Source organism: Amycolatopsis sp. NPDC114484 (genome assembly GCF_055633755.1).
In genome coordinates this window covers 487,780-505,899 of sequence record NZ_JBVKDQ010000004.1, presented here as the reverse complement: position 1 = coordinate 505,899, position 18,120 = coordinate 487,780, and the positions used below count along the sequence as shown (strand labels likewise).

Below are 18,120 nucleotides of genomic sequence, written 5' to 3'. Positions count from 1 at the left end.
GGCGCCGGCGGCCCCGGATTCGCTAGTTTCCGGGCCCATGAAGCCACGCTGGGCCGCGCTCGCCGCCGCCGTCATCACCGGTCTTTCCCTGTGCACCGCGGCCCCGGCCAGCGCTGCCCCTTCGGGGAAGCCGCCGGTAGTGAAATGCACCTTCACGCCGACGCCGGAGAACCCGGCCGCGCGTCCCGTGCTGCGCCCGCTGCCGTTCGCGCTCACCCGCGGGACGATCGACGTCACCTTCCACTACAACTACGGCCCGGTCACCGTCCGCCTCAACAGCGGCGGAGCGGCCCCGTGCGCCGTCGCGAACATGGCGAGCCTGGTGCTGCAGCACTTCTACGACCGCTCGCAGTGCTGGCGGCTGACGAACTCCGCGCGCCTCGGCGTCCTGCAGTGCGGCGACATCTACGAGGTCGAAAAGGGCGGCCCCGGCTACAAATTCCCGGACGAGGTCAGCGGCAAGGAGACCTACGAGCGCGGCACTGTCGCGATGGGCAACCAGGGCCCGGGCACCAACGGGTCGGAGTTCTTCATCGTGCACTCGTTCGCGCACATCCCGGCGAACTACTCGGTGCTCGGCAAGGTGGTGCGCGGCATGGACGTACTGGACCGGATCGTGGCGGCCGGGATCATCCCGAGCGAACGCGGCCCGCTCGACGGCCTCCCGGCCAAGCCGGTCAAGATCGAACGAGTCACGTTCGGGGTTTGAGCGTTCTTTGGCGGACTTTGTTCGCCGAGCAGCCGGAACGGCGGTACGCGATGATTTCCGCGTTCCGCCGTTCCGCTGTTTCGCCGTTTCGACGCCGGTCAGCCGTTCGCGCGCTCAGCCAGAGCACTCCTCGCGATCTCGCGGACACGCTCCCTGTCGTCGTCACGCACCGACTCGATCAATGCGCGTTCCATCGCGGGCACTGACGAAGGATCCCTGATGTCAAGCAGATAGGCGAGCACGTCCCCCGGATTGACACCCCCGTCACGCAGATCCAATGCCTCGGCGAACACCGGAACATACTGGGCCGAGGGGCGATTTCCGGCCAGAGAAAGATAGGTCTGGAACCATCGCCAGTCGGAGCGGGCGAGATTTTCCCGCAGCCCACGAGTGATCAACTCTTCGACGCGGGGAGTTTCCGCCAAGAAACTGCGGTCGCTCCGGCCTCCGGGTTTGGTCGCGCGCACGAATTCGTCGAACTTCCTGAAATCCGAGTTCAAGGCAGTGCTCCCACGTCATGGCCGACTATCCGAACGGCCCGGTCGACGGCGCGCCCAAGCGCCCGGTGAAGATCCACTCGGTCAGCTTCGGCTGGTGATTCCCGGCGCGTAAGCGCGCAGGAAAACACCGACGCCGGACCGAACCAGCGCTTCCCAGTCCTCCCCCGGTTCGGCCGCGGCGGCGCTGCCCGCGGTGAGCTGCACGAGGTGCACCGCGGCCAGCGACGGATCATCCAGCTCGAAGTGGCCTTCCGCGGCCAGCCGGCGCAGATGCCCGGCCAGTGCCTGCCGTACGCGGGTCGGGCCGCGGTCCTTCCACGCCGTGACCGTCTCCGGGGCGATGTGGTCCAGGTCGGCTTGGATCTGGCGCACCAGCGCCCAGTGCGGTTCGGTTTCCGGATCGCGTTTCGCCCACTGGAGGCCGAACTCGACGAGATCGGCCTCCAGGTCGGCGATCCGGCCGAGCAGCTTGTCGGCGACCGCGATCTGGCGCCGCGCCACCCGGTCCGAGCTGTCCAGGATCACCGCGCGGAACAGTCCGGCCTTGTCGCCGTAGTGGTTGTAGATCGTCCGCGACGAGACACCGGCCTCCGCCGCGAGCACGTCGATGCTGGCGCGCGAGTAGCCGTCCCGGGCGAAAACCCGCAGGGCGCCGTCGAGCAGAGCACGTTGTTTGTCCGTCCGCACCGGCTCAGTATGCCGAAGTACAACGGCCGTTGCAAAAACTACAACGAGCGTTGTACATTCGGGGCATGACTTCTTCGCTTCGCATCGCCGTCATCTCCGGAAGCACCCGCCCCGGCCGCCGGGCGACGCAGGTCGCCGAATGGACCCGCGCTCGCGCCGCCGCCTTCCTCGGCGACCGGGCCGAGGTGCGGGTGCTCGACCTCGCCGAGATCGAGCTGCCGTTCCTGGACGAACCGATGCCCGCCGCGATCGGCGGCTACCGCAATGAGCACACGCAACGCTGGGCAGAACTGATCGACGGCTTCGACGGCTTCGTTTTCGTGACCCCCGAGTACAACCACTCCATGCCCGCGGCGCTCAAGAACGCCATCGACTTCCTGTTTTCCGAGTGGGCCGACAAAGCCGCCGGTTTCGTCAGCTACGGAACCAACGGCGGCACGCGGGCGGTGGAGCACCTGCGGCTCACGCTCGCCGAGGTGAAAGTCGCCTGTGTGCGCTCCCAGGTCGCACTGGGCTTGTTCACCGACTTCGCTATTCCGGACATGGCCGAGCCCGGCACCTTCGCCCCCGCCGAGCACCACGAAGGCATCCTGACGCGGATGCTCGACGAACTTGTCGACTGGTCGACCGTGCTGCGCACCCTGCGGGTCTCGCCGTGACCACCGTCGCCGCCCCCATCGACCGCGCGACGTGGCGGATCTGCTGGATCATCGTGTTCGGCGCGTTCGCGAGCGGACTCGACGCGTCCGTGGTGACGATCGGCCTCGATTCGATCAGCAGCGATCTGGGCGCGGATCTCTCGGTGACACAATGGGTCGCGAGCGGCTACCTGCTCGCGCTCGCCCTGTCTCTCCCGTTGACCGGTTGGCTGGCGCGGCGATTCGGCGCTGGCCGGGTGTGGCTGGTCGCGCTGGCCGCGTTCACCGTGACGTCCGGGTTGTGCGCGGTCGCCCCAGATGTCGCGCTGCTCATCGCTTTCCGGTTCCTGCAGGGCTTGGCGGGCGGCATCCTGATCCCGGCCGGGCAAACCGTTCTGGGGCAACAGGTCGGCGCTGCGCGGCTTGGCCGGGTGATGGCGACGCTCGGGATCGCGGTGAGCGTCGCGCCCGCGCTCGGCCCGCTCGCCGGAGGGCTGATCCTGCAGGGACTTTCGTGGCCGTGGCTGTTCGCGATCAACCTGCCGATCGGGGCGGTCGGCCTGGTTCTCGGCCTTCGATACGTGCCCCGCGGCACCCCTGCGACCACCGGCCGGATCGACTTCCTCGGCCTGGCACTGATCGCCGCTGGGCTGCCCCTGGTTCTCTACACCGTGACCACCTGGGGCGACACCGGACGGCTTGAATGGCCGATCCTGTTGCCGGGCCTGGCTTTGCTGACGTGGTTCGTTCTGCGGTGTCGTCGGCATCCGCGTCCACTGCTGGACTTTTCCTTGTACCGCAACCGGCTTTACCGCGCGGCGAGTCTGGCCGCTGCTTTCAACGGTGCGCTGATCTTCGGCAGCGGGATCGTCGTGACGCTGTACTTCCAGCTGGGTCGGCACCTGGATTTCGTTGGCACTGGCCTGAGTTTGCTCGGCTTCGCCGGTGCCACGGCGGCGATCGCGCCGGTGACTGGACGGGCGGTGGACCGGTACGGAGCCGCGCCGGTCGCGTTGGTGGGTGCGGTGCTGGCGGTGGTGAGTACGGTGCCGTTCGCGTTCCTGCCGGTGGACGCACCGGGTGTTCTCGTGCAGATTCTGCTGGCGGGTTTCGGGGCATCGGTGGCGTTGGTGAGCATGCCGATGGGGATCGCGGCGTACAAGACTGTTGACCCGTCCCGGCTTCCGGACGCGGCTGCGCAGGTGACCATCCTGCTGCGGGTCGGCGGATCGCTTGGGGGCGCGGTGTTCGCGGTGCTGATCGCTGGCCGGTTGCCGGATGTCGATGCGGCGTTCCGGATGGGGTTTCTCGCGATCGGCGTCGGGGCGGTGGGGGCGCTGGGGACGGCTTGGCTGGTGGCCCGTGCTTCCCGGCCGCTACGCTGACGCGGCTATGGACGGGATCAAGCCGGGGTTTTCGATGTTCACCACGCTGCTTCGGTGTTCACCACGCTGGACATTGCCGCCTCGACGGACAAAGCGTTCTGGCCTGGCCCGACAGCAATGAGTTCTCGACCGCCCTCGCGGCCCTTCCAGACATCCCGACCTCCCGATGCCCGTGGACGATTCGCCGGGAAAACAGAAGTCCGTAGCGATCTTCGTAGCCACCGCAACGGCCAACCTGAAATCATGACCGCCATGAGCACACCCCCAGACGGTCTCCCCGCCTACCGAGTCCTCACCGGCCCCGACGACGCCGCCTTTTGCCGCCGGGTCAGCGAGGCCCTCGCGCTCGGCTACCGCCTGCACGAAGGCCCCGCGCTGACCTTCAACGGCGAGAACGTCATCGTCGCCCAAGCCGTGCTCTGGCCGGAAGCGGCTACCGGTCGCTCCGCGGAGACACCAGCTCGCTAGGCCCGCTACCGGATTCCCCGGCCACCGCGGCCAATTCCTCGCCCACCGACTCCGACGACTTCTTCGTGTCCTTCGTCAGCACCGACGCCACGGCACCGATCAGGCACACCACGATCGCGAAGCCGAACGCCACCGCGAGGCCGTCCTGGAACGGGCCCGAGATCAGGTTCGGGAAGAAGCTGCGTCCGGTCAGGAAGTTCGCCTGGTCCGCGGGCAGGTGCGAAAGCTGGCCGCCCAGCAGCTGCTGGATCGGGTTGTAGCCGAGGAACGCCGCGAACAGCACCGCGACCGCCGGCAGGTGGGCGACCTGTTGCGCGGCCGCTTCCGGAACACCGTGCTGGGTCAGGCCCTGCGACATCGCGATCGGCAGGTGGTCCGACAGGCCGGCGATGATCAGGCTGAAGAAGAAGCCGATCGACAGCACCATCGCCGCGTTCTGGAAGGTCGTCATCATGCCCGCGCCGGACCCTCGCGAGTCGGCGGGCAGGCTGTTCATCACCTCGGCGCGGTTGGGCGAGGAGAACATGCCCATGCCGATGCCGTTGAGCAGCAGGATTCCGGCGAACGCCCAGTAGTCGAAGTTCACCGGCAGCAGCATCAGCAGCAGGAACGTGAGCGCGGTGATGACCAGGCCGCCGGAGGCGAGCGCGCGGCTGCCGATCCGGTCGGACAGGATGCCGGACGTCGGCGCGGCCACCAGGAAGCCGATGGTCAGCGGGAGCATGTAGATCCCGGCCCACAGCGGCGTCTGCTCGAAGGTGAAACCGTGCTGCGGCAGCCAGATTCCCTGCAGCCAGATGATCAGCACGAACTGCAGCCCGCCGCGGCCGAGCGACGCGGTCAGGTTCGCCAGGTTGCCCCAGCTGAACGAGCGGATCCGGAACAGCGACAGCCGGAACAGCGGGTTGGGCACCTTCGTCTCGATCACCACGAACGCGATCAGCACCGCGACGCCGCCGATCAGGCACGACAGCACCATCGGGCTGCCCCAGCCGGTCTGCGAAGTGCCGTACGGCTGGATTCCGTAGGTGATGCCCACCAGCACCGCGATCAGGCCGACGGCGAAGGTGATGTTGCCCCACCAGTCCATTTTCGCGTGCTGGCGGACGCCGGTGTCGTGCAGTTTGAGGTACGCCCAGATCGTGCCGATGACGCCGAACGGCACCGACACCAGGAAGATCAGGTTCCAGTTCACCGGCGCGAGCACGCCGCCGACCACGAGCCCGAGGAACGAGCCCGCGATGGCCGCGACGCCGTTCATGCCGAGCGCGAGCCCGCGCTGGTTGGCCGGGAAGGCGTCGGTGAGGATGGCCGACGAGTTCGCCATCAGGAACGCGCCGCCGACGCCCTGCACGATCCGCCAGCCGATCAGCCACAGCGCGGCCGCGTCGCCGCCGAACCAGGTGATCGCCAGCATGATCGAGGAAACGGTGAACACGGCGAAGCCGAGGTTGTACATCCTGGCCCGGCCGTACATGTCGCCGAGCCTGCCGAACGCCACCACCAGCACCGCGGTGACCACGAGGAAGCCCATGATCATCCACAGCAGATAGCTCGTGTTCGACGGCTCCAGCGGGTTGATGCCGATGCCCTTGAAGATGTCGGGCAGCGCGATCAGCACGATCGACGAGTTGATCGTCGCGATCAGCATCCCGAGCGTCGTGTTGGACAGCGCGATCCACTTGTACCGCGGACCGAGTTCCGCGATCGAATACGTCCTGCGCTCCGCCACTGTCGAAAACCCCTCTCCCAGCCGTTCCCTTAGCTAGGCTAAGCAAGTTGCTTGCGGTAGGCAACCAACAAAAGAAAACGACTGGGAGACAAGGGTCACAAACGGATGACTATCCTTTGTGGACTATTTACTTTCACTCGGTCGAGTTACCGCTGGGCGGGGCCTCCGACGACCTTTCCGGGATTGAGGATCCCGTGCGGGTCGAGCGCGTTCTTGACCGCGCGATGCAGGTCGAGAACCGCTGGTCCCAGCTCTTTCTCGAGCCCGGGCCGCTTCAGCAGGCCGACGCCGTGCTCGCCGGTCACCGTCCCGCCGAGTTCGAGCGCGTCGGCGACGATGTCGTCGAACGCGGCCTGCGCGCGGCGCTGCGCGTCGTCGTCCCCGGCCGGCGTGATCAGCAGCGGATGCAGATTTCCGTCTCCGATATGCGCGATATTAGCGATTTGCGTGTCGTGCCGTTGTGCGGCCAAATCGATCCGGGCGAGCATTTCCGGGACCAAATGCGTCGGCACGCAGACGTCCTCGGTGAGCACCGGGCCGAGCCGTTCGAGTGCCGGGTACGCCAGCCGCCGGGCGGCGAACAACGCGTCCGCCTCCGCCTCGTCGGTCGACTGCGCGGCCCAGGTCGCGCCTGCCTTTTCGAAGCACTCCACCATCACCGCGGCCTCGTGCCCGCCCGGCACGTCGCTGCGACCGAGCAGCACCACGTTCGCGTCGGCGGACAGGCCCATGTTCTTCCAGGCGTCCACCGCGGCCAGGCAATGCCGGTCCACCAGTTCCAGCGCCGAGGGCACGATCCCGGCCGCGCGGATCGCCGCTGCCGCCTCCCCCGCCGCGACCGTCGAGTCGAAGTACCCGGCGATGGTCGCCTCCGGCGCGCGCTTCGCCCGCAGCCGCACGGTGATTTCAGTGATGACGCCGAGAGTTCCCTCCGAGCCGACCATCAGCCCGGCGAGGTCGTACCCGGCCACGCCCTTCGCGGTACGGCGGCCGAGCCGGACAAGCTCGCCGGTGCCGGTGACGACCTGCAGGCCGAGCACATAATCGCGAGTCACGCCGTACTTCACGCAGCACACGCCGCCCGCGTTGGTCGCGACGTTGCCGCCGATCGTCGACCACGGCGAACTGGCCGGGTCCGGCGGATACCAGAGCCCTTGTTCCGCACACGCCGCGCGGAGATCGTCGTTGACCACGCCGGGTTCGACCACGGCGAGCCGTTCCACCGGGTCGATCTCCTTGATCTTGGTCATCCGGTCGGTCGCCAGGACGACGCATCCGGCCAGCGCGTTCGCCCCGCCGGACAGTCCGGTCCCCGCGCCGCGCGGCACCACCGGCGTGCCGTGCTTGATGCACTGCCGCACGGTCGCCTGCACCTCGTCCGCGGTGCGCGGGCGGACCAGGACCGCCGGTTCGCCGTACGGGGCCCACTCCGCCTCGTCGTGCGCGAAGCCGCGCAGCACGTCGGGGTCCCGCACGATCCGGTCGTCCGGCAGGACGGTGTGCAGGTCGTCGATCAGCATGGGGCTCCCGCATTCTTCCGGTCTGTTCTCCTCCTCAGGTTAGGTCGAAATCCGGGCTGCTCGTTCGACGTATGGGCAAGAGCTTCGAGGAGGCAGCCATGACCACCACCGTCACCCGCCGCGGGATTTCGATGCTGCGTGCCGTCGCCGCCGGACGCGGACGGCTGACCTGCAGCTGCGAACCGGATTTGTTCGTGGACGGCCTGCCGTGCAGCGACCAGTTCACCGCGCACGCGCTGGCGCACGCCGGACTGCTGCGCGCGACGGAACCGGGTCCGGCCGGGCAGCCGGTGCCCGCCGTGCTGACCCCGGCCGGGGAAGCGCTGCTCGCCGCCGCCTGACCCCGGCTACCCTGACCAGCGGGGAAACGGGAGGGCGGAGCAGATGGCTTCCGGAGCATCCGGAACGGACACGGCGCGGCGCAGGCGGCGCACCACGGTGGCCCTCAAGGAGTCGCTGCGGGAACTGCGCAATCAGCTGTCGCTGCTGAACCACCAGGTCGGCGGACGGCTGAAACTCAAGGACGTCGACCTCGACTGCCTCGAACTGATCTCGTCCGCCGGACCGCTGAACCCGAGCGCGCTCGCCCGCCGCGCGGGCCTGCACCCGGCGACCGTGACCGGCATCCTCGACCGGCTGGAGCGCGGCGGATGGGTAGTGCGCGAACGGGATCCGGGCGCGGCCGACCGGCGAGCGGTCACCGTCCGGGCGGTGCCGGGGCGTACGCAGGAGCTGTTTCGCGTGTACGGCGGGATGAATTCAGCCATGGACGACCTGTGCGCCGGATACACCGAAGACGAGCTCGTGCTGATCGCCGGATTCCTCCGCCGCACCGCCGAAGCGGGCCGCGCGGCGACCGACGAACTGTCCGGCGAATGACACAAGGGCCTCGCCGCTTCGCCCGAGCGCGAAACGACGAGGCCCCGGTACCGGGTTCGGCGGGACTCAGCTGTCGAGCGTGCCGTACACGATGATGTTGTCGAGATAGCTCTTCTTTTCGGCGTCGAACGCGCCGCCGCAGGTGATCAGCCGGATCTGCGAGTCGGTGGTGTTGCCGTACACGGCTTCGGTGGGGAACGTCTTCTTCGCGATCTGGTCCACCTTGGTCACCGTGAACGAGGCCGTCGACCCGTCCTTGCGCCCGATCATGACCTTGTCGCCCTTCTTCATCTCGTGCAGCCGCCAGAAAATGCCCTTCTGGTGGTTGCCGTCGATGTGGCCGAGCACGACCGCAGGCCCGACCTGGCCCGGCTTGGGGCCGAAGTGGTACCAGCCGGCCTGCAGCGGCTGGTCGACCGGCGGCACCTGGACGGTCTTGTCGTCGTTGAGGCCGAGCGGAACCAGCGACGAATGCGCGGAGATGCTGGGCACGTCGAGCGAGACCGGGTCCGCGATCTGCTGCGCGGCGGCCGCGGAACTCGCCGGGGCCGCGGCGGGCGGGGTGTCCGCCGAACCGCAGCCCAGCAGGGCGAAGTTCGCGACGAAAGCCAGCAGGAGCGCGAAAAGCCCGAACCGGGAACGCGTCACCGGGCGGCCAGCGAGCCGTCGCCGGTCTCCGGCGCGCCGACCGGCACGACGGTCACCTGGCCGGGGCCCTCGGCGGGCGGGGTGCCCGGCTTGGAGGGTTCGGAGGGCTTGGTGGTCGGCGGGGTCGTCGGGTTGCCCGCGACCTTGGCGCAGGTGGCCGAGGCGAGGACGATGTCGCCCTTGCCGAGCGCGCCGGTGACGTCGCCGCCGAGGAGCTTGATGTGCAGCGCGTTGACGGTGAGGCTGCCGTCGGAGTGCTTGATCTGCTCGTTGACGATCACCTGCAGCACGCCGTCGATGCCGAGCTTCTGGTTCGGCTTGGCCGACACCGGGAGCTTGCCGATCTTGCCGAGGTCGAGGCCGGCCAGCTCGGACGAGGCGGTGATGCCGTCCGGAGCGGACTTGCACTCGGAGCTGATCACGCGGGCCGTGGGGGTGGAGCCGGCGAGCGGGGCGAGCACCGGGAGCGCGGCGTCGACGATCGAGGCCTTCGAGTCGACCGGTCCGTCGCTGCCGTCCTGCTTCGCCGAGCTGCTGATCGCCTTCGCCGTGACCAGGCCCTTCAGCGGCACGTTCACCACCTGCGCGGATTCCGGGCCCTCGGTCGAGGAGGGAGCGATCTTGCCGGTGTCGACCGTGATCCCCTTGTCGCCGAGCACGCCGGGCAGCAGCGAGACCGAGGCGGACGCGCCGTAAGCCGAGCCGGCGGGCGACTCGGCGGCGAGCGCCGACGGGGCGACGGCGGTGGCGAGCAAAGCCAGCGCGGGAACAGCGACCGCGACGGTCCGTCCGCGCAGCAGGGCAGAACGCATGAATTGTCCTTCCGAACATCAAGAATGGAGCCGCCGCACGGATCCCCGAATCCACGCGTGACCGAGCACAACTACTCGGCCACCGGCAGGCCGCGACATTATCAAGACGCCCCGGAAACGCAAAGCAAGATCCGTCGCGCAGCGCGCCCACCAGCCGGTTCCGGTGACCACAATTATCGCAATTTCACCACTAAAGAGTGATGTAACGCGGCCTCTCTCGCACCGTTTTCTCACGCTGAGCTACCGGAACCGAGGCCCCGATGGCGGATTGCCTCGCGTTCCACCCGGAGGAGTGATCCTGCGAAGGGTTCGATTCGGACACCCGCCGTAATGTGACCGCTACCGCGGCGCGCCGCCCATTCCCGGTTCGCCAATTCGTCCCGCGTCCGGGCCCGGGAAGGACGGAAAATGTCCACAAAGGAATCGGAGGGAACGGAACGAGCGAACGGGGAAAAGGGTACGTTTTCCTTGCCCGGGGCGGTGACCAGCGGAAATGCGCGATTGTGGACAGTCCGAAAAGGACTCCGGGCGCGTTCTCCGCTTACGCGCGCTTACTCGACGGCGACGGTGACCTGACAGAAAATCCCGGTCCGGTCCGAAAACGCCAGCGCGCCGCGTCCTCAACCGCTGGCGATCCCCGGTCGAGGCGGGGCGTGGCCCACGCAGATCAGCGAATCGACCACGACTCAGTCAGCCGGACCGCGCAACGTCAGGACGACGCGTAAGACGTGTTCGACGGCCGACTCGAACATCGCGCCGCGCAGTTCGCCGCGCGTCTCGAGGTTGCGCGCGGCGAGGTCGAGCATCCGGTCCGGTCCGACCCGGCGGACGAGGAGCGCGGCGACCTCCTCGAGGTCGAGGCTCGGGTTGTCGAGCCGGGCGAGGGCGAACTCGATGATGAGCTCTTCGTCGGTCACTCTTCTCAGGGTAGTCACGAAACGGGTCTCAACCGTGGCTCCGATAGCGCCCGTAGGGATAAGCCTCGACCAGCGTGACGCGCACGACCGCGCCGCTGGGCACCTCGTACTCCCGCCGCTCCCCCGGCTTGGCGCCGTCCAGCGCGCGCCCGAGCGGCGAGTCCGGCGAGTAGACCTCGATGCCCCCGCCGACCTCGTCGCGGGCCGCCAGCAGGAACGTCTCGACTCCGCCGTCGTCGTAGCGGACGGTCAGGACCATGCCGGGCTCGGCGATCCCGTCGTCCGGCGGGTCCTCGCCGACGACGGCGTTGTGCAGCAGGTCCTGGAGCTGCCGGATCCGCGCCTGCCGGTGCTGCCTGCGGTCGAGCCGGTCGTGTTCGCCCGCTCCCTCGCCGAGTTCGGGTTCGCGCCGCAGGTCAGCGAGTTCCGCGGCGAGGCGGGCATGCGCGTCTGCGGTCAGCCAGGGACGCGAGGAGGTGGTCGACATGAGGGGTGCCTTTCGGAGGTCGTCCGTGGGGGCCGGGCCAGCAGGAGGCGTCCAGCCCCCACGGACTTTCGAGGAGTCCCGCGGCGGTCAGCGGGGCTCGGGCCCGGTGCGGCGGTCGAGCACGCCGGCGTCGGCGGCGAACCAGCCGGCGGCTTTCACCAGGATGTCTCTTTCGGTGCGCAGCAAGGCGTTCTCCGCGCGGAGGAACATCAGCTCGGCGTGCTCGTCGCGGGTCAGCGGCGGCGGACCGGCGGGGTCGGCGGACACTCCTGGCTCACCGCAGCGGGTCGAACGGGCGCAGCGCATCCGGGCACCTGCCGGTGACCATCTGCTCGGCGAGCAGCTTTCCGGTGATCGCGCCGTGCGACAGGCCCCACATGCCGTGCCCGCCCGCGACGTACATCCCCGGCGCGCCGGTCTGCCCGATCACCGGCCGCCCGTCGGCGCTGACCGGGCGCGAGCCGACCCAGACGTCGGTGCGCTGGTCCCAGCGCAGGCCCTGGAGCAGCGGCCGGGCCGAGGCGACGATCGCGTCGACGCGCGCCGGGTACAGCGGATCGTCCGGCTTGCGGAACTCCATCGTCCCGGCCACCCGCAGCCCGCCCTGGTACGGCGTGCACGCGACCCGGATGTCCGGCAGGTACATCGGGCTCGGCACCGGATCGTCGGTCGGCACGGTGAAGGAGTACCCGCGTCCGGCGCGCACCGGAACGCGCACGCCCCATTTGTGCGCCAGTTCGCCCAGCCACGCGCCGGTGGCGAGCACGACGGTGTTGGCGTTGACGGTCTGCCCGTTCGCCGACAGCAGGGTGTAGGCGTACTCGTGCCGGCGGATCGCGGCGACCTCGAACCGGTGCCGGATGGTGCCGCCGCGGCCGACCACCGCGCGGGCGAGCGATTCGACGAACCGGCCGGGGTCGACGTACCGCTGGCCGTCGATCCGGAGGCCGGCCCCGATCCGGTCGGTGACCTGCGGGAAGTGCTCGCGCAGTTCCGCTCCGGCGAGCTGGGTCCAGGAGACTTTCTGCCCGGCGTCGCCGAGCCGGTCCAGCTCCTTGACCAGAGTTTGCGCCTTCGCGGAGGTCTCGAAAAGCGCGGTGATGGGCGCGTCGATGGTCGGCGCGTCCACGCCGCTGGCGGTCAGGATGTCAAACGCTTCAAGGCATTCCTCGTTGAACGGCAGGTTCGCGCGCACTGCCCGGGTCCACGACCGGTGGGTGCAGTTCGCCGCGAAGCGGGCGAGGAACTGCCACAGCCGCGGGTCCGGGCTGGCCGGGACGTGCAGTGGCGCCTGCCGGTCGAGCAGGGTGCGCAGGCCGTAGCGGAGGACGGCGGGTTCGTTGAGCGGGATCGACAATCCGGGCGAGAGCCAGCCCGCGTTGCCCCACGACGAGCCCGCCGCGATGCCCTCGCGGTCGACGACGGTCACCCGCACTCCGCGTTCTTGCAGGAACCACGCGGTCGACAGGCCGACGATGCCCGCGCCGACCACGATCGCCGAACGCGGCCCGCCGCCGCTGCGGTCGAGATCGCCCATGTGTTCCTCCGCCGAAGCCGTGCCGCTGGTTGTGCTGGTGCGGCCAGGATGACCCGGATCCGGCGGGCGGTCTTTGTCGAGTTCGGCCAACCGGAGCGGGCCGGTTTGTCCGGATCGGTCAATCCCGCGGATCGGCGACGGCCAGCTCGATGATCATCGCCAGCCGTTTCGCGGGCAGGTCGAGCCGCAGCGGCGTCACGTCGGCCATCTTCCGCAGCCGGTAGCGGATGGTGTTGGGGTGCACGCCGAGCCGTTCGGCGGCCTCGGTGAGGTCGCCCTGGGTCTCGAGCCAGGCGCGCAAGGTCGCGACGTAACTGGTCGAGTTGGCCGCGTCGTGCCTGGCCAGATCCGCGATCGGACCGCGCGCCGGGGCTCGTCCCGCCGCCGCGGCGGCGCGCAGGCGGAGGATGAGGATGTCGTCCCAGGACTCGTCGTACGCGACGGTCGCGCCGGGTTCCGGGCGGACGTCGTGCAGGGCGAGGCATTCGTCGGATTCCCGCCTGCTGGCCGGGAGTTCCGCAGTGGACGCGGGCGCGCCGATGCCTGCCGCGACCGTGACCTGCGCGGGCAACGCGTCGCGGATCCCGTCGATCCACGCGAGGGCGGTCTCGACGTCTTCGCCGGGCAGAACGGTGTAGACGGTGTTGCTGAACAACGTGCTCCGGCCCGGCCGCGACCAGCCGAATCCGGTGGTCGCGCGCTCGAAGGCGAGCAGCAGCGCGGCGTGCCGTTCGTCGGCGATGTGCGCCTGGAGCGCGACCACGCGGAACCGGCCGGGCGGCAACCCGAGCCTGCTCAGCACGGCCGCCGCGTCCGGGGTGCCTTCCAGCAGCCGGATCACCAGGTCCGACTCGACCTGCCGTTCGAGGTCGGCGCTCGCTCGCGAGCGCAGCAAATGCAGCCCGACCGTGCGGGAACTGTCGTGCAGGACAGTGCGCCGGACGTCGGACAGCGGCTCCTCGCACTCCACCCAGATCGACCCGAGCGACTCGCGCCCGGCCCGGACCGCGACGACCATGCGACCGGTCAGCCCGTGCTCGGGATCGGCCTCGACGAACAACGGCTCGTCCGAAACCGCGAGATGCGCGAACACTCCGCGACGCTCGAACAGCTCGCGCACCTGGTCCGGCACTCGCCGTCCGAGGATCGTCTCCAGCCGCACCCGGTCCGCCCCCTGCTGGCGGCTGGAGTACGCGAGCACGCGCGACAGCTGGTCCTCGATGGTGACCGCGCTGCCGAGCGCGTCGGCGAGGCTGTCGGCCAGCGCGAACAAGTCGGTCGGCCCGCGCCCGGATTCCGTCTCGCGTCCTTCGAGCACCAGGCCGTAGACGACGCCCGCGAGCTGTCCCCACGAGACTTCCGGGTCCACGAGCAGCACCGCGACCTGGCTGTCCACCTCGGGTCCCGGCGGCGTTGTCCCCCGCACCAACACCACCGACGCACGCGCCGCGGTGGCTCGTTCGACGGCCTCCGGCACCGAATCGACACCCACCGCGAGGTAGACGTCGCCGCGCAACCCGCGCGGGTCGGCGGGGTCGTCCATCACCACGTCCCGCAACGCCACCTCGCGCGCGACGGGGCAGCAGCACAACCGCGCGCCGTACCCGCCGAGGACGTTGACGAGCCGATCGAGGGTGACCATGCCCTGTTCATACCTGACGTATCGTGGGAGGTCATGCGAGCGCGGATCGAGGACGTGCACGAGCTGGCGCTGGGGATGCCCCACGTCACGGTGGTGCGCGGCTCGCGGGAGAACCCCGTCTACCAGGTCGGCGGCAAGTCGTTCGTGTTCTTCCGGACGCCGCGGCCGGACGCCTTCGACCCGGAGACCGGGCAGCGGTACCCGGACGTGATCGTGTTCTGGGTACCGTCCGAATCGGACAAGCAGGCGCTGGTCCAGGACCCGGACAGCCCGTTTTTCACCACTCCGCACTTCGACGGTCACCTGTCGGTGCTGATCCGGGCCGCCCATCTCGGCTCGTTGACGCGGCGGGAGCTGACCGAGGTCGTCGAGGACGCCTGGTTGTCCCGAGCGTCACCGCGCCGCCGCGAAGCGTGGCTGGCCGGGCACCAGGCTCGGTAAGCGATCAGGAATCAAGAAGCGTCCGGGGTAGTGCCGGACTTAGCGTTTACGGCATGACTTCCTTCGACTTTGTCACCCTGGACGTTCCCGATGTCGCCGCCGCCGAGCGCTTCTACACCGCCGCGTTCGATCTGGGCGACCGTCTCCGCTTCCGCCAGGCCGCCGCGCCGAGCACCGGCTTCCGCGGATTCACCTTGTCGCTCACCGTTTCCCAGCCCGCCAACGTCGTCGCCTATCTGGACGCCGCGCTCGCCGCGGGTGCCACTTCGCTGAAGCCGGCGGCCAAGTCGCTGTGGGGTTTCGGCGGGGTGGTGCAGGCTCCGGACGGTGCGATCTGGAAGGTCGCGACCTCCACGAAGAAGGATTCCGGCGCGGGGGTTCGCGAATACGACCAGATGGTACTGCTGCTGGGTGCGTCGGATGTGGCGGCGACCAAGCAATTCTACGTCTCGCACGGGCTTGCGGTGGGCAAGAGCTACGGGCGCAAGTATGTGGAATTCGAGACGAGCCCGATCAAGCTGGCCCTGTACGGCCGGAAGGCGCTGGCGAAGGACGCCGGGGTGCCCGAGGACGGTTCGGGTTCGCACCTGCTGACCATCGGCGGGAACGCCGGGCAGATCACGGACCCGGACGGATTCGCTTGGGAGACTTCGGTTCTGGCCGGCTGACGGGCCGGGTGGATCCGTCGAGACCGGCTCGACGGATCCGGCCCGCTAGCCCGGCTGGGCGACGAGGTTCTTGAACTGGGCGAGGACCAGCTCCAAAGAGGACGGGTCGCAGGCTCCGCGGAATTTCTTGCCGTCCGAACGGCATTGCGCCCAGCGGCCCGCGTCGCCCTCGAGATCGGATCGCTCCATAAGGCGCCCGGCGAGATCGGTGTCCGCCAGATCGATTGCGATGGACCAGCCCGGGTTGTCCAAAGTGGACAGTTCGACGCCGAACTCGTGCTCCCATTCCTCGTCGCACTGTTCGGCATACCAGTCCAGCAGGAACTGGAAGCTCTCTCCCAAAGCCACCGGAAACCCCTCAGGTGAAGCACTTCTTCGCCGACCTGGCGACGATGCCGAGTCTGCCGCAACCCCATCCGGGAGGCCACCGAGTTATCGGGCCCCGTCCTCCGGGCAATAGCCGGAACACAGCAGCACCATCCGCAAGAACCGCCCGTCCGCGTCGTCGTCCACGTACGCCTGTTGTTCTACCGCGAACCGCCCCTCGCCGAGCCGTTCCGCGCGCACTCGGGCTCGCCAGCGCAGGTGCAGTCGCGGGCCGACCCGGTCCACCTCGCCCTCGGCGAGTTCGAAATCGTCGACCTCGCCGAACCAGTGGGTGAACGCGGCGGTGATCTCGGCCGGGCCGCGGAACTCGCGCAATCCCGGCGGCAGCAAGGCGGTCAACCGCACCTCACTGTCCATTGCGGACGACATCCGCGCGAAGTCCTGTCTGCTCAACGCTTCGATGAAGGCACCCGCCTTGGAGATGCGGGAGGCCTGGAGTTGTGTTGTCATGCCTCAGGTTTACGACTCGACGCGCCCCAGCGGATCGGGCAACTGCCCGATCTTTCACCCGGTCAGACCGCGGCGCATCGCGACCAGCGCGGCCTGTGTCCGGGTCGTCACGCCGAGTTTCGCGTAGATGTGCTCCAGATGCGTCGAAACCGTCTTGCGGGACACCGTCAGCGCGGCGGCGATCTCCGGGTTCGACAGTCCCCGGGCCAGGTGCAGCAAGACCTCGGTCTCCCGAGCGGTCAACCCGTCGGGACTGCGCCGGACCCGTTGTCCCGCAGCGGTCAGAACCGCGCTCACCGCATCAGGATCGAGGCGTCCGGCGTGGGCTTCGTCGGTGAGCGTTCGCGCGGCCGCGTCGGGAGCCAGCGGGGCACGGTGCGGACGCGGTTCGCCGAGCGCGTGGTAGACGTCGGCGGCGGAGAGGAGCCGCGACGTCATCGGCAAAGCCTCACCGGAAAGGCCGTGCGGGTAACCGGAACCGTCGAGGCGTTCGTGGTGCTGGGCCGCGCAGCGGGCGACCGCGGCGAGGCCGGGCATTCCGGCGAGCATGCGTTCGGTCAGGTACGGATGCGTGCGGGCGCGTTCGGCCTGCGCGAGCGACCACGGCCGGGTCGCGTTCCAGATCGCGCTCGGGACGCCGATCATCCCGATGTCGTGCACCCAGCCGGCGCGGCGGACCAAGCGGACCTCGGACGCGGGAAGGCCGAGCCGGGTCGCGCCGTCGGCGGCGAGCGCGGCGACTCCGCGGGAATGCCCTAGTCGCGGAGGGGATTTGAGATCGGCGAAGTCGGCGAACGCCTGCAGTGCGCGGTCTAGCTCGTCCTCCTCCAGCTGAACACCGAGCCGCGGGTCGAGGGCGATCACCTACTCCCAGGCTTGGATGCTTTCCAGCCCGGCCAAGATGTCCGCGCGGTGGTTCAGGAAGCAGTCGACCAGAGCCGGGTCGAACTGGGTGCCCCGGCGTTCCCGGGCGACCGCGACCGCGCCGTCGACGCCCGCGGTGTGGTGGAAAGCCTCGACGTTGTCGGCGAGCTGGACCAGCCGGATCGCCGGGTCGAGGTCCGCGCCGCCAGCGTCGCCGGGGACGCCGCGGCCGTCCCAGCGTTCGAAGGACTGCAGCAGCGGACGGCAGACGTCCTCGCCGAGGTCGAGCCGCCCGGCCAGCTCGCTCGCGCTTTGGCAATGCGCCTGCATGACCTGCTGCACCGATCGGCCCGCCGTGGCGAGAAACCGGCCGGCCAGCGCGGCGCGCCGGAGCCCGGGACCTCCGCGGCCGAGGTGGCGGAGGACGAACATCGCCATCGCGACCCCGGCGAGGTCGCCGTCGTGACTGTCGGCGTACAGCTCGGTCTCGTCGCCGAACAACGCGGCCAGCTCGCTGGTGTCGGCGGCGCAACCCACCCAGGTCAGCAACGACGTGTAGTAGGCCGCCGCGCGCACGCTGTCGTCCGCGCCCGCCGCGTCGGCCAGTCGCAGGGCGATCACGGTCTGCCGCAGCACGCGTTCCATCGGACGGCCCATGCCGAGATCGGCCACCAGCGACAGCGTGGCGACCAGCTCGGACAACCGCACCGGCGCGGCTCTGTTCACCCCGGAAAGTCGCCTCGGAAACG

Annotated in this window: 23 protein-coding genes; 8 read left to right on the top strand and 15 right to left on the bottom strand. The window is 69.4% G+C overall.

Annotation, left to right across the window (positions count from 1 at the left end; all coding sequences use genetic code 11):
- The first annotated feature begins 37 nt into the window (after positions 1-37).
- On the top strand, positions 38-709 hold the full coding sequence (locus tag ACZ7SW_RS14810; RefSeq protein WP_470230914.1) for a peptidylprolyl isomerase: 672 nt from the start codon (positions 38-40) through the stop codon (positions 707-709).
- Positions 710-807: 98 nt separating this feature from the next.
- Here the strand turns inward: ACZ7SW_RS14810 and ACZ7SW_RS14805 are convergent, their stop codons facing one another.
- Both ACZ7SW_RS14805 and ACZ7SW_RS14800 read right to left on the bottom strand, forming a co-directional pair.
- Complete coding sequence (locus ACZ7SW_RS14805) at positions 808-1,209, bottom strand: hypothetical protein (protein ID WP_470230913.1); 402 nt, start codon at positions 1,207-1,209, stop codon at positions 808-810.
- A gap of 81 nt (positions 1,210-1,290) precedes the next feature.
- Entirely contained in the window at positions 1,291-1,896 is a 606-nt protein-coding gene (locus ACZ7SW_RS14800; protein WP_470230912.1) for a TetR/AcrR family transcriptional regulator, read from the bottom strand.
- Positions 1,897-1,961: 65 nt separating this feature from the next.
- Here ACZ7SW_RS14800 and ACZ7SW_RS14795 point away from each other — a divergent pair, with 65 nt between their 5' ends.
- The 3 genes from ACZ7SW_RS14795 (at position 1,962) to ACZ7SW_RS14785 (ending at position 4,387) form a co-directional block, all read left to right on the top strand.
- The gene (locus tag ACZ7SW_RS14795; RefSeq protein WP_470230911.1) at positions 1,962-2,555 is read left to right on the top strand and encodes an NADPH-dependent FMN reductase; all 594 of its coding nucleotides are present in this window, start codon (positions 1,962-1,964) and stop codon (positions 2,553-2,555) included.
- Positions 2,552-3,919, top strand: a complete 1,368-nt coding sequence (locus ACZ7SW_RS14790) for a DHA2 family efflux MFS transporter permease subunit (RefSeq protein ID WP_470230910.1) — start codon at positions 2,552-2,554, stop codon at positions 3,917-3,919. The genes ACZ7SW_RS14795 and ACZ7SW_RS14790 overlap by 4 nt, the downstream gene beginning before the upstream one ends.
- Positions 3,920-4,171: 252 nt before the next feature.
- Positions 4,172-4,387 (top strand): DUF1737 domain-containing protein, encoded by a 216-nt coding sequence (locus ACZ7SW_RS14785; protein WP_470230909.1) that lies wholly within the window; start codon positions 4,172-4,174, stop codon positions 4,385-4,387.
- Here ACZ7SW_RS14785 and ACZ7SW_RS14780 read toward each other — a convergent pair.
- Together ACZ7SW_RS14780 and ACZ7SW_RS14775 are read right to left on the bottom strand one after the other, a co-directional pair.
- A complete protein-coding gene (locus ACZ7SW_RS14780) occupies positions 4,353-6,119 on the bottom strand; it encodes an MFS transporter (protein WP_470230908.1) in 1,767 nt (588 codons plus the stop codon). The two genes, ACZ7SW_RS14785 and ACZ7SW_RS14780, sit on opposite strands and share 35 nt — an antisense overlap.
- 146 nt (positions 6,120-6,265) lie before the next feature.
- Positions 6,266-7,639, bottom strand: a complete 1,374-nt coding sequence (locus tag ACZ7SW_RS14775) for an FAD-binding oxidoreductase (protein WP_470230907.1) — start codon at positions 7,637-7,639, stop codon at positions 6,266-6,268.
- 98 nt (positions 7,640-7,737) lie between these two features.
- Between ACZ7SW_RS14775 and ACZ7SW_RS14770 the strand changes: the two genes are divergently transcribed.
- Positions 7,738-7,980, top strand: a complete 243-nt coding sequence (locus tag ACZ7SW_RS14770; protein ID WP_470230906.1) for a hypothetical protein — start codon at positions 7,738-7,740, stop codon at positions 7,978-7,980.
- 43 nt (positions 7,981-8,023) lie between these two features.
- Positions 8,024-8,518: a MarR family transcriptional regulator gene (locus ACZ7SW_RS14765; protein WP_470230905.1), complete on the top strand. Its 495-nt coding sequence runs from the start codon at positions 8,024-8,026 to the stop codon at positions 8,516-8,518.
- Positions 8,519-8,584: 66 nt separating this feature from the next.
- Here the strand turns inward: ACZ7SW_RS14765 and ACZ7SW_RS14760 are convergent, their stop codons facing one another.
- The 7 genes from ACZ7SW_RS14760 to ACZ7SW_RS14730 form a co-directional block, all read right to left on the bottom strand.
- Positions 8,585-9,166, bottom strand: a complete 582-nt coding sequence (locus ACZ7SW_RS14760) for a class F sortase (protein WP_470230904.1) — start codon at positions 9,164-9,166, stop codon at positions 8,585-8,587.
- Positions 9,163-9,978, bottom strand: coding sequence for a choice-of-anchor P family protein (locus ACZ7SW_RS14755; protein ID WP_470230903.1), 816 nt, complete (start codon positions 9,976-9,978; stop codon positions 9,163-9,165). Before ACZ7SW_RS14755 ends, ACZ7SW_RS14760 begins: the two co-directional genes overlap by 4 nt.
- Positions 9,979-10,664: 686 nt before the next feature.
- The gene (locus ACZ7SW_RS14750) at positions 10,665-10,895 is read right to left on the bottom strand and encodes a hypothetical protein (RefSeq protein ID WP_116200055.1); all 231 of its coding nucleotides are present in this window, start codon (positions 10,893-10,895) and stop codon (positions 10,665-10,667) included.
- Positions 10,896-10,923: 28 nt separating this feature from the next.
- Positions 10,924-11,382 carry a GreA/GreB family elongation factor gene (locus ACZ7SW_RS14745; protein ID WP_470230902.1) on the bottom strand — a complete coding sequence of 153 codons (459 nt, stop codon included), beginning with the start codon at positions 11,380-11,382 and terminating at the stop codon, positions 10,924-10,926.
- An 87-nt stretch (positions 11,383-11,469) separates the two neighbouring features.
- Positions 11,470-11,649 (bottom strand): transposase, encoded by a 180-nt coding sequence (locus tag ACZ7SW_RS14740; RefSeq protein ID WP_470230901.1) that lies wholly within the window; start codon positions 11,647-11,649, stop codon positions 11,470-11,472.
- 7 nt (positions 11,650-11,656) lie between these two features.
- Positions 11,657-12,919 (bottom strand): NAD(P)/FAD-dependent oxidoreductase, encoded by a 1,263-nt coding sequence (locus tag ACZ7SW_RS14735; RefSeq protein ID WP_470230900.1) that lies wholly within the window; start codon positions 12,917-12,919, stop codon positions 11,657-11,659.
- A gap of 118 nt (positions 12,920-13,037) precedes the next feature.
- The gene (locus ACZ7SW_RS14730; RefSeq protein ID WP_470230899.1) at positions 13,038-14,561 is read right to left on the bottom strand and encodes a PucR family transcriptional regulator; all 1,524 of its coding nucleotides are present in this window, start codon (positions 14,559-14,561) and stop codon (positions 13,038-13,040) included.
- A 33-nt stretch (positions 14,562-14,594) separates the two neighbouring features.
- On the opposite strand from ACZ7SW_RS14730, the gene ACZ7SW_RS14725 reads away from it, so the two are divergent.
- Positions 14,595-15,002 carry an MmcQ/YjbR family DNA-binding protein gene (locus tag ACZ7SW_RS14725; protein WP_470230898.1) on the top strand — a complete coding sequence of 136 codons (408 nt, stop codon included), beginning with the start codon at positions 14,595-14,597 and terminating at the stop codon, positions 15,000-15,002.
- 53 nt (positions 15,003-15,055) lie between these two features.
- Positions 15,056-15,670, top strand: a complete 615-nt coding sequence (locus ACZ7SW_RS14720) for a glyoxalase (RefSeq protein ID WP_470230897.1) — start codon at positions 15,056-15,058, stop codon at positions 15,668-15,670.
- A gap of 45 nt (positions 15,671-15,715) precedes the next feature.
- On the opposite strand, the gene ACZ7SW_RS14715 is transcribed toward ACZ7SW_RS14720, so the two are convergent.
- The 4 genes from ACZ7SW_RS14715 to ACZ7SW_RS14700 all read right to left on the bottom strand — a co-directional run bounded on the left by ACZ7SW_RS14715 (position 15,716) and on the right by ACZ7SW_RS14700 (position 18,097).
- Entirely contained in the window at positions 15,716-16,018 is a 303-nt protein-coding gene (locus ACZ7SW_RS14715; RefSeq protein ID WP_470230896.1) for an immunity 53 family protein, read from the bottom strand.
- 84 nt (positions 16,019-16,102) lie between these two features.
- Complete coding sequence (locus ACZ7SW_RS14710) at positions 16,103-16,507, bottom strand: nuclear transport factor 2 family protein (protein WP_470230895.1); 405 nt, start codon at positions 16,505-16,507, stop codon at positions 16,103-16,105.
- Between the two features lie 54 nt (positions 16,508-16,561).
- Positions 16,562-17,371, bottom strand: coding sequence for an HD domain-containing phosphohydrolase (locus ACZ7SW_RS14705; protein ID WP_470230894.1), 810 nt, complete (start codon positions 17,369-17,371; stop codon positions 16,562-16,564).
- The gene (locus ACZ7SW_RS14700; protein ID WP_470230893.1) at positions 17,372-18,097 is read right to left on the bottom strand and encodes a hypothetical protein; all 726 of its coding nucleotides are present in this window, start codon (positions 18,095-18,097) and stop codon (positions 17,372-17,374) included. It lies immediately after the preceding gene.
- Positions 18,098-18,120 lie beyond the last annotated feature (23 nt).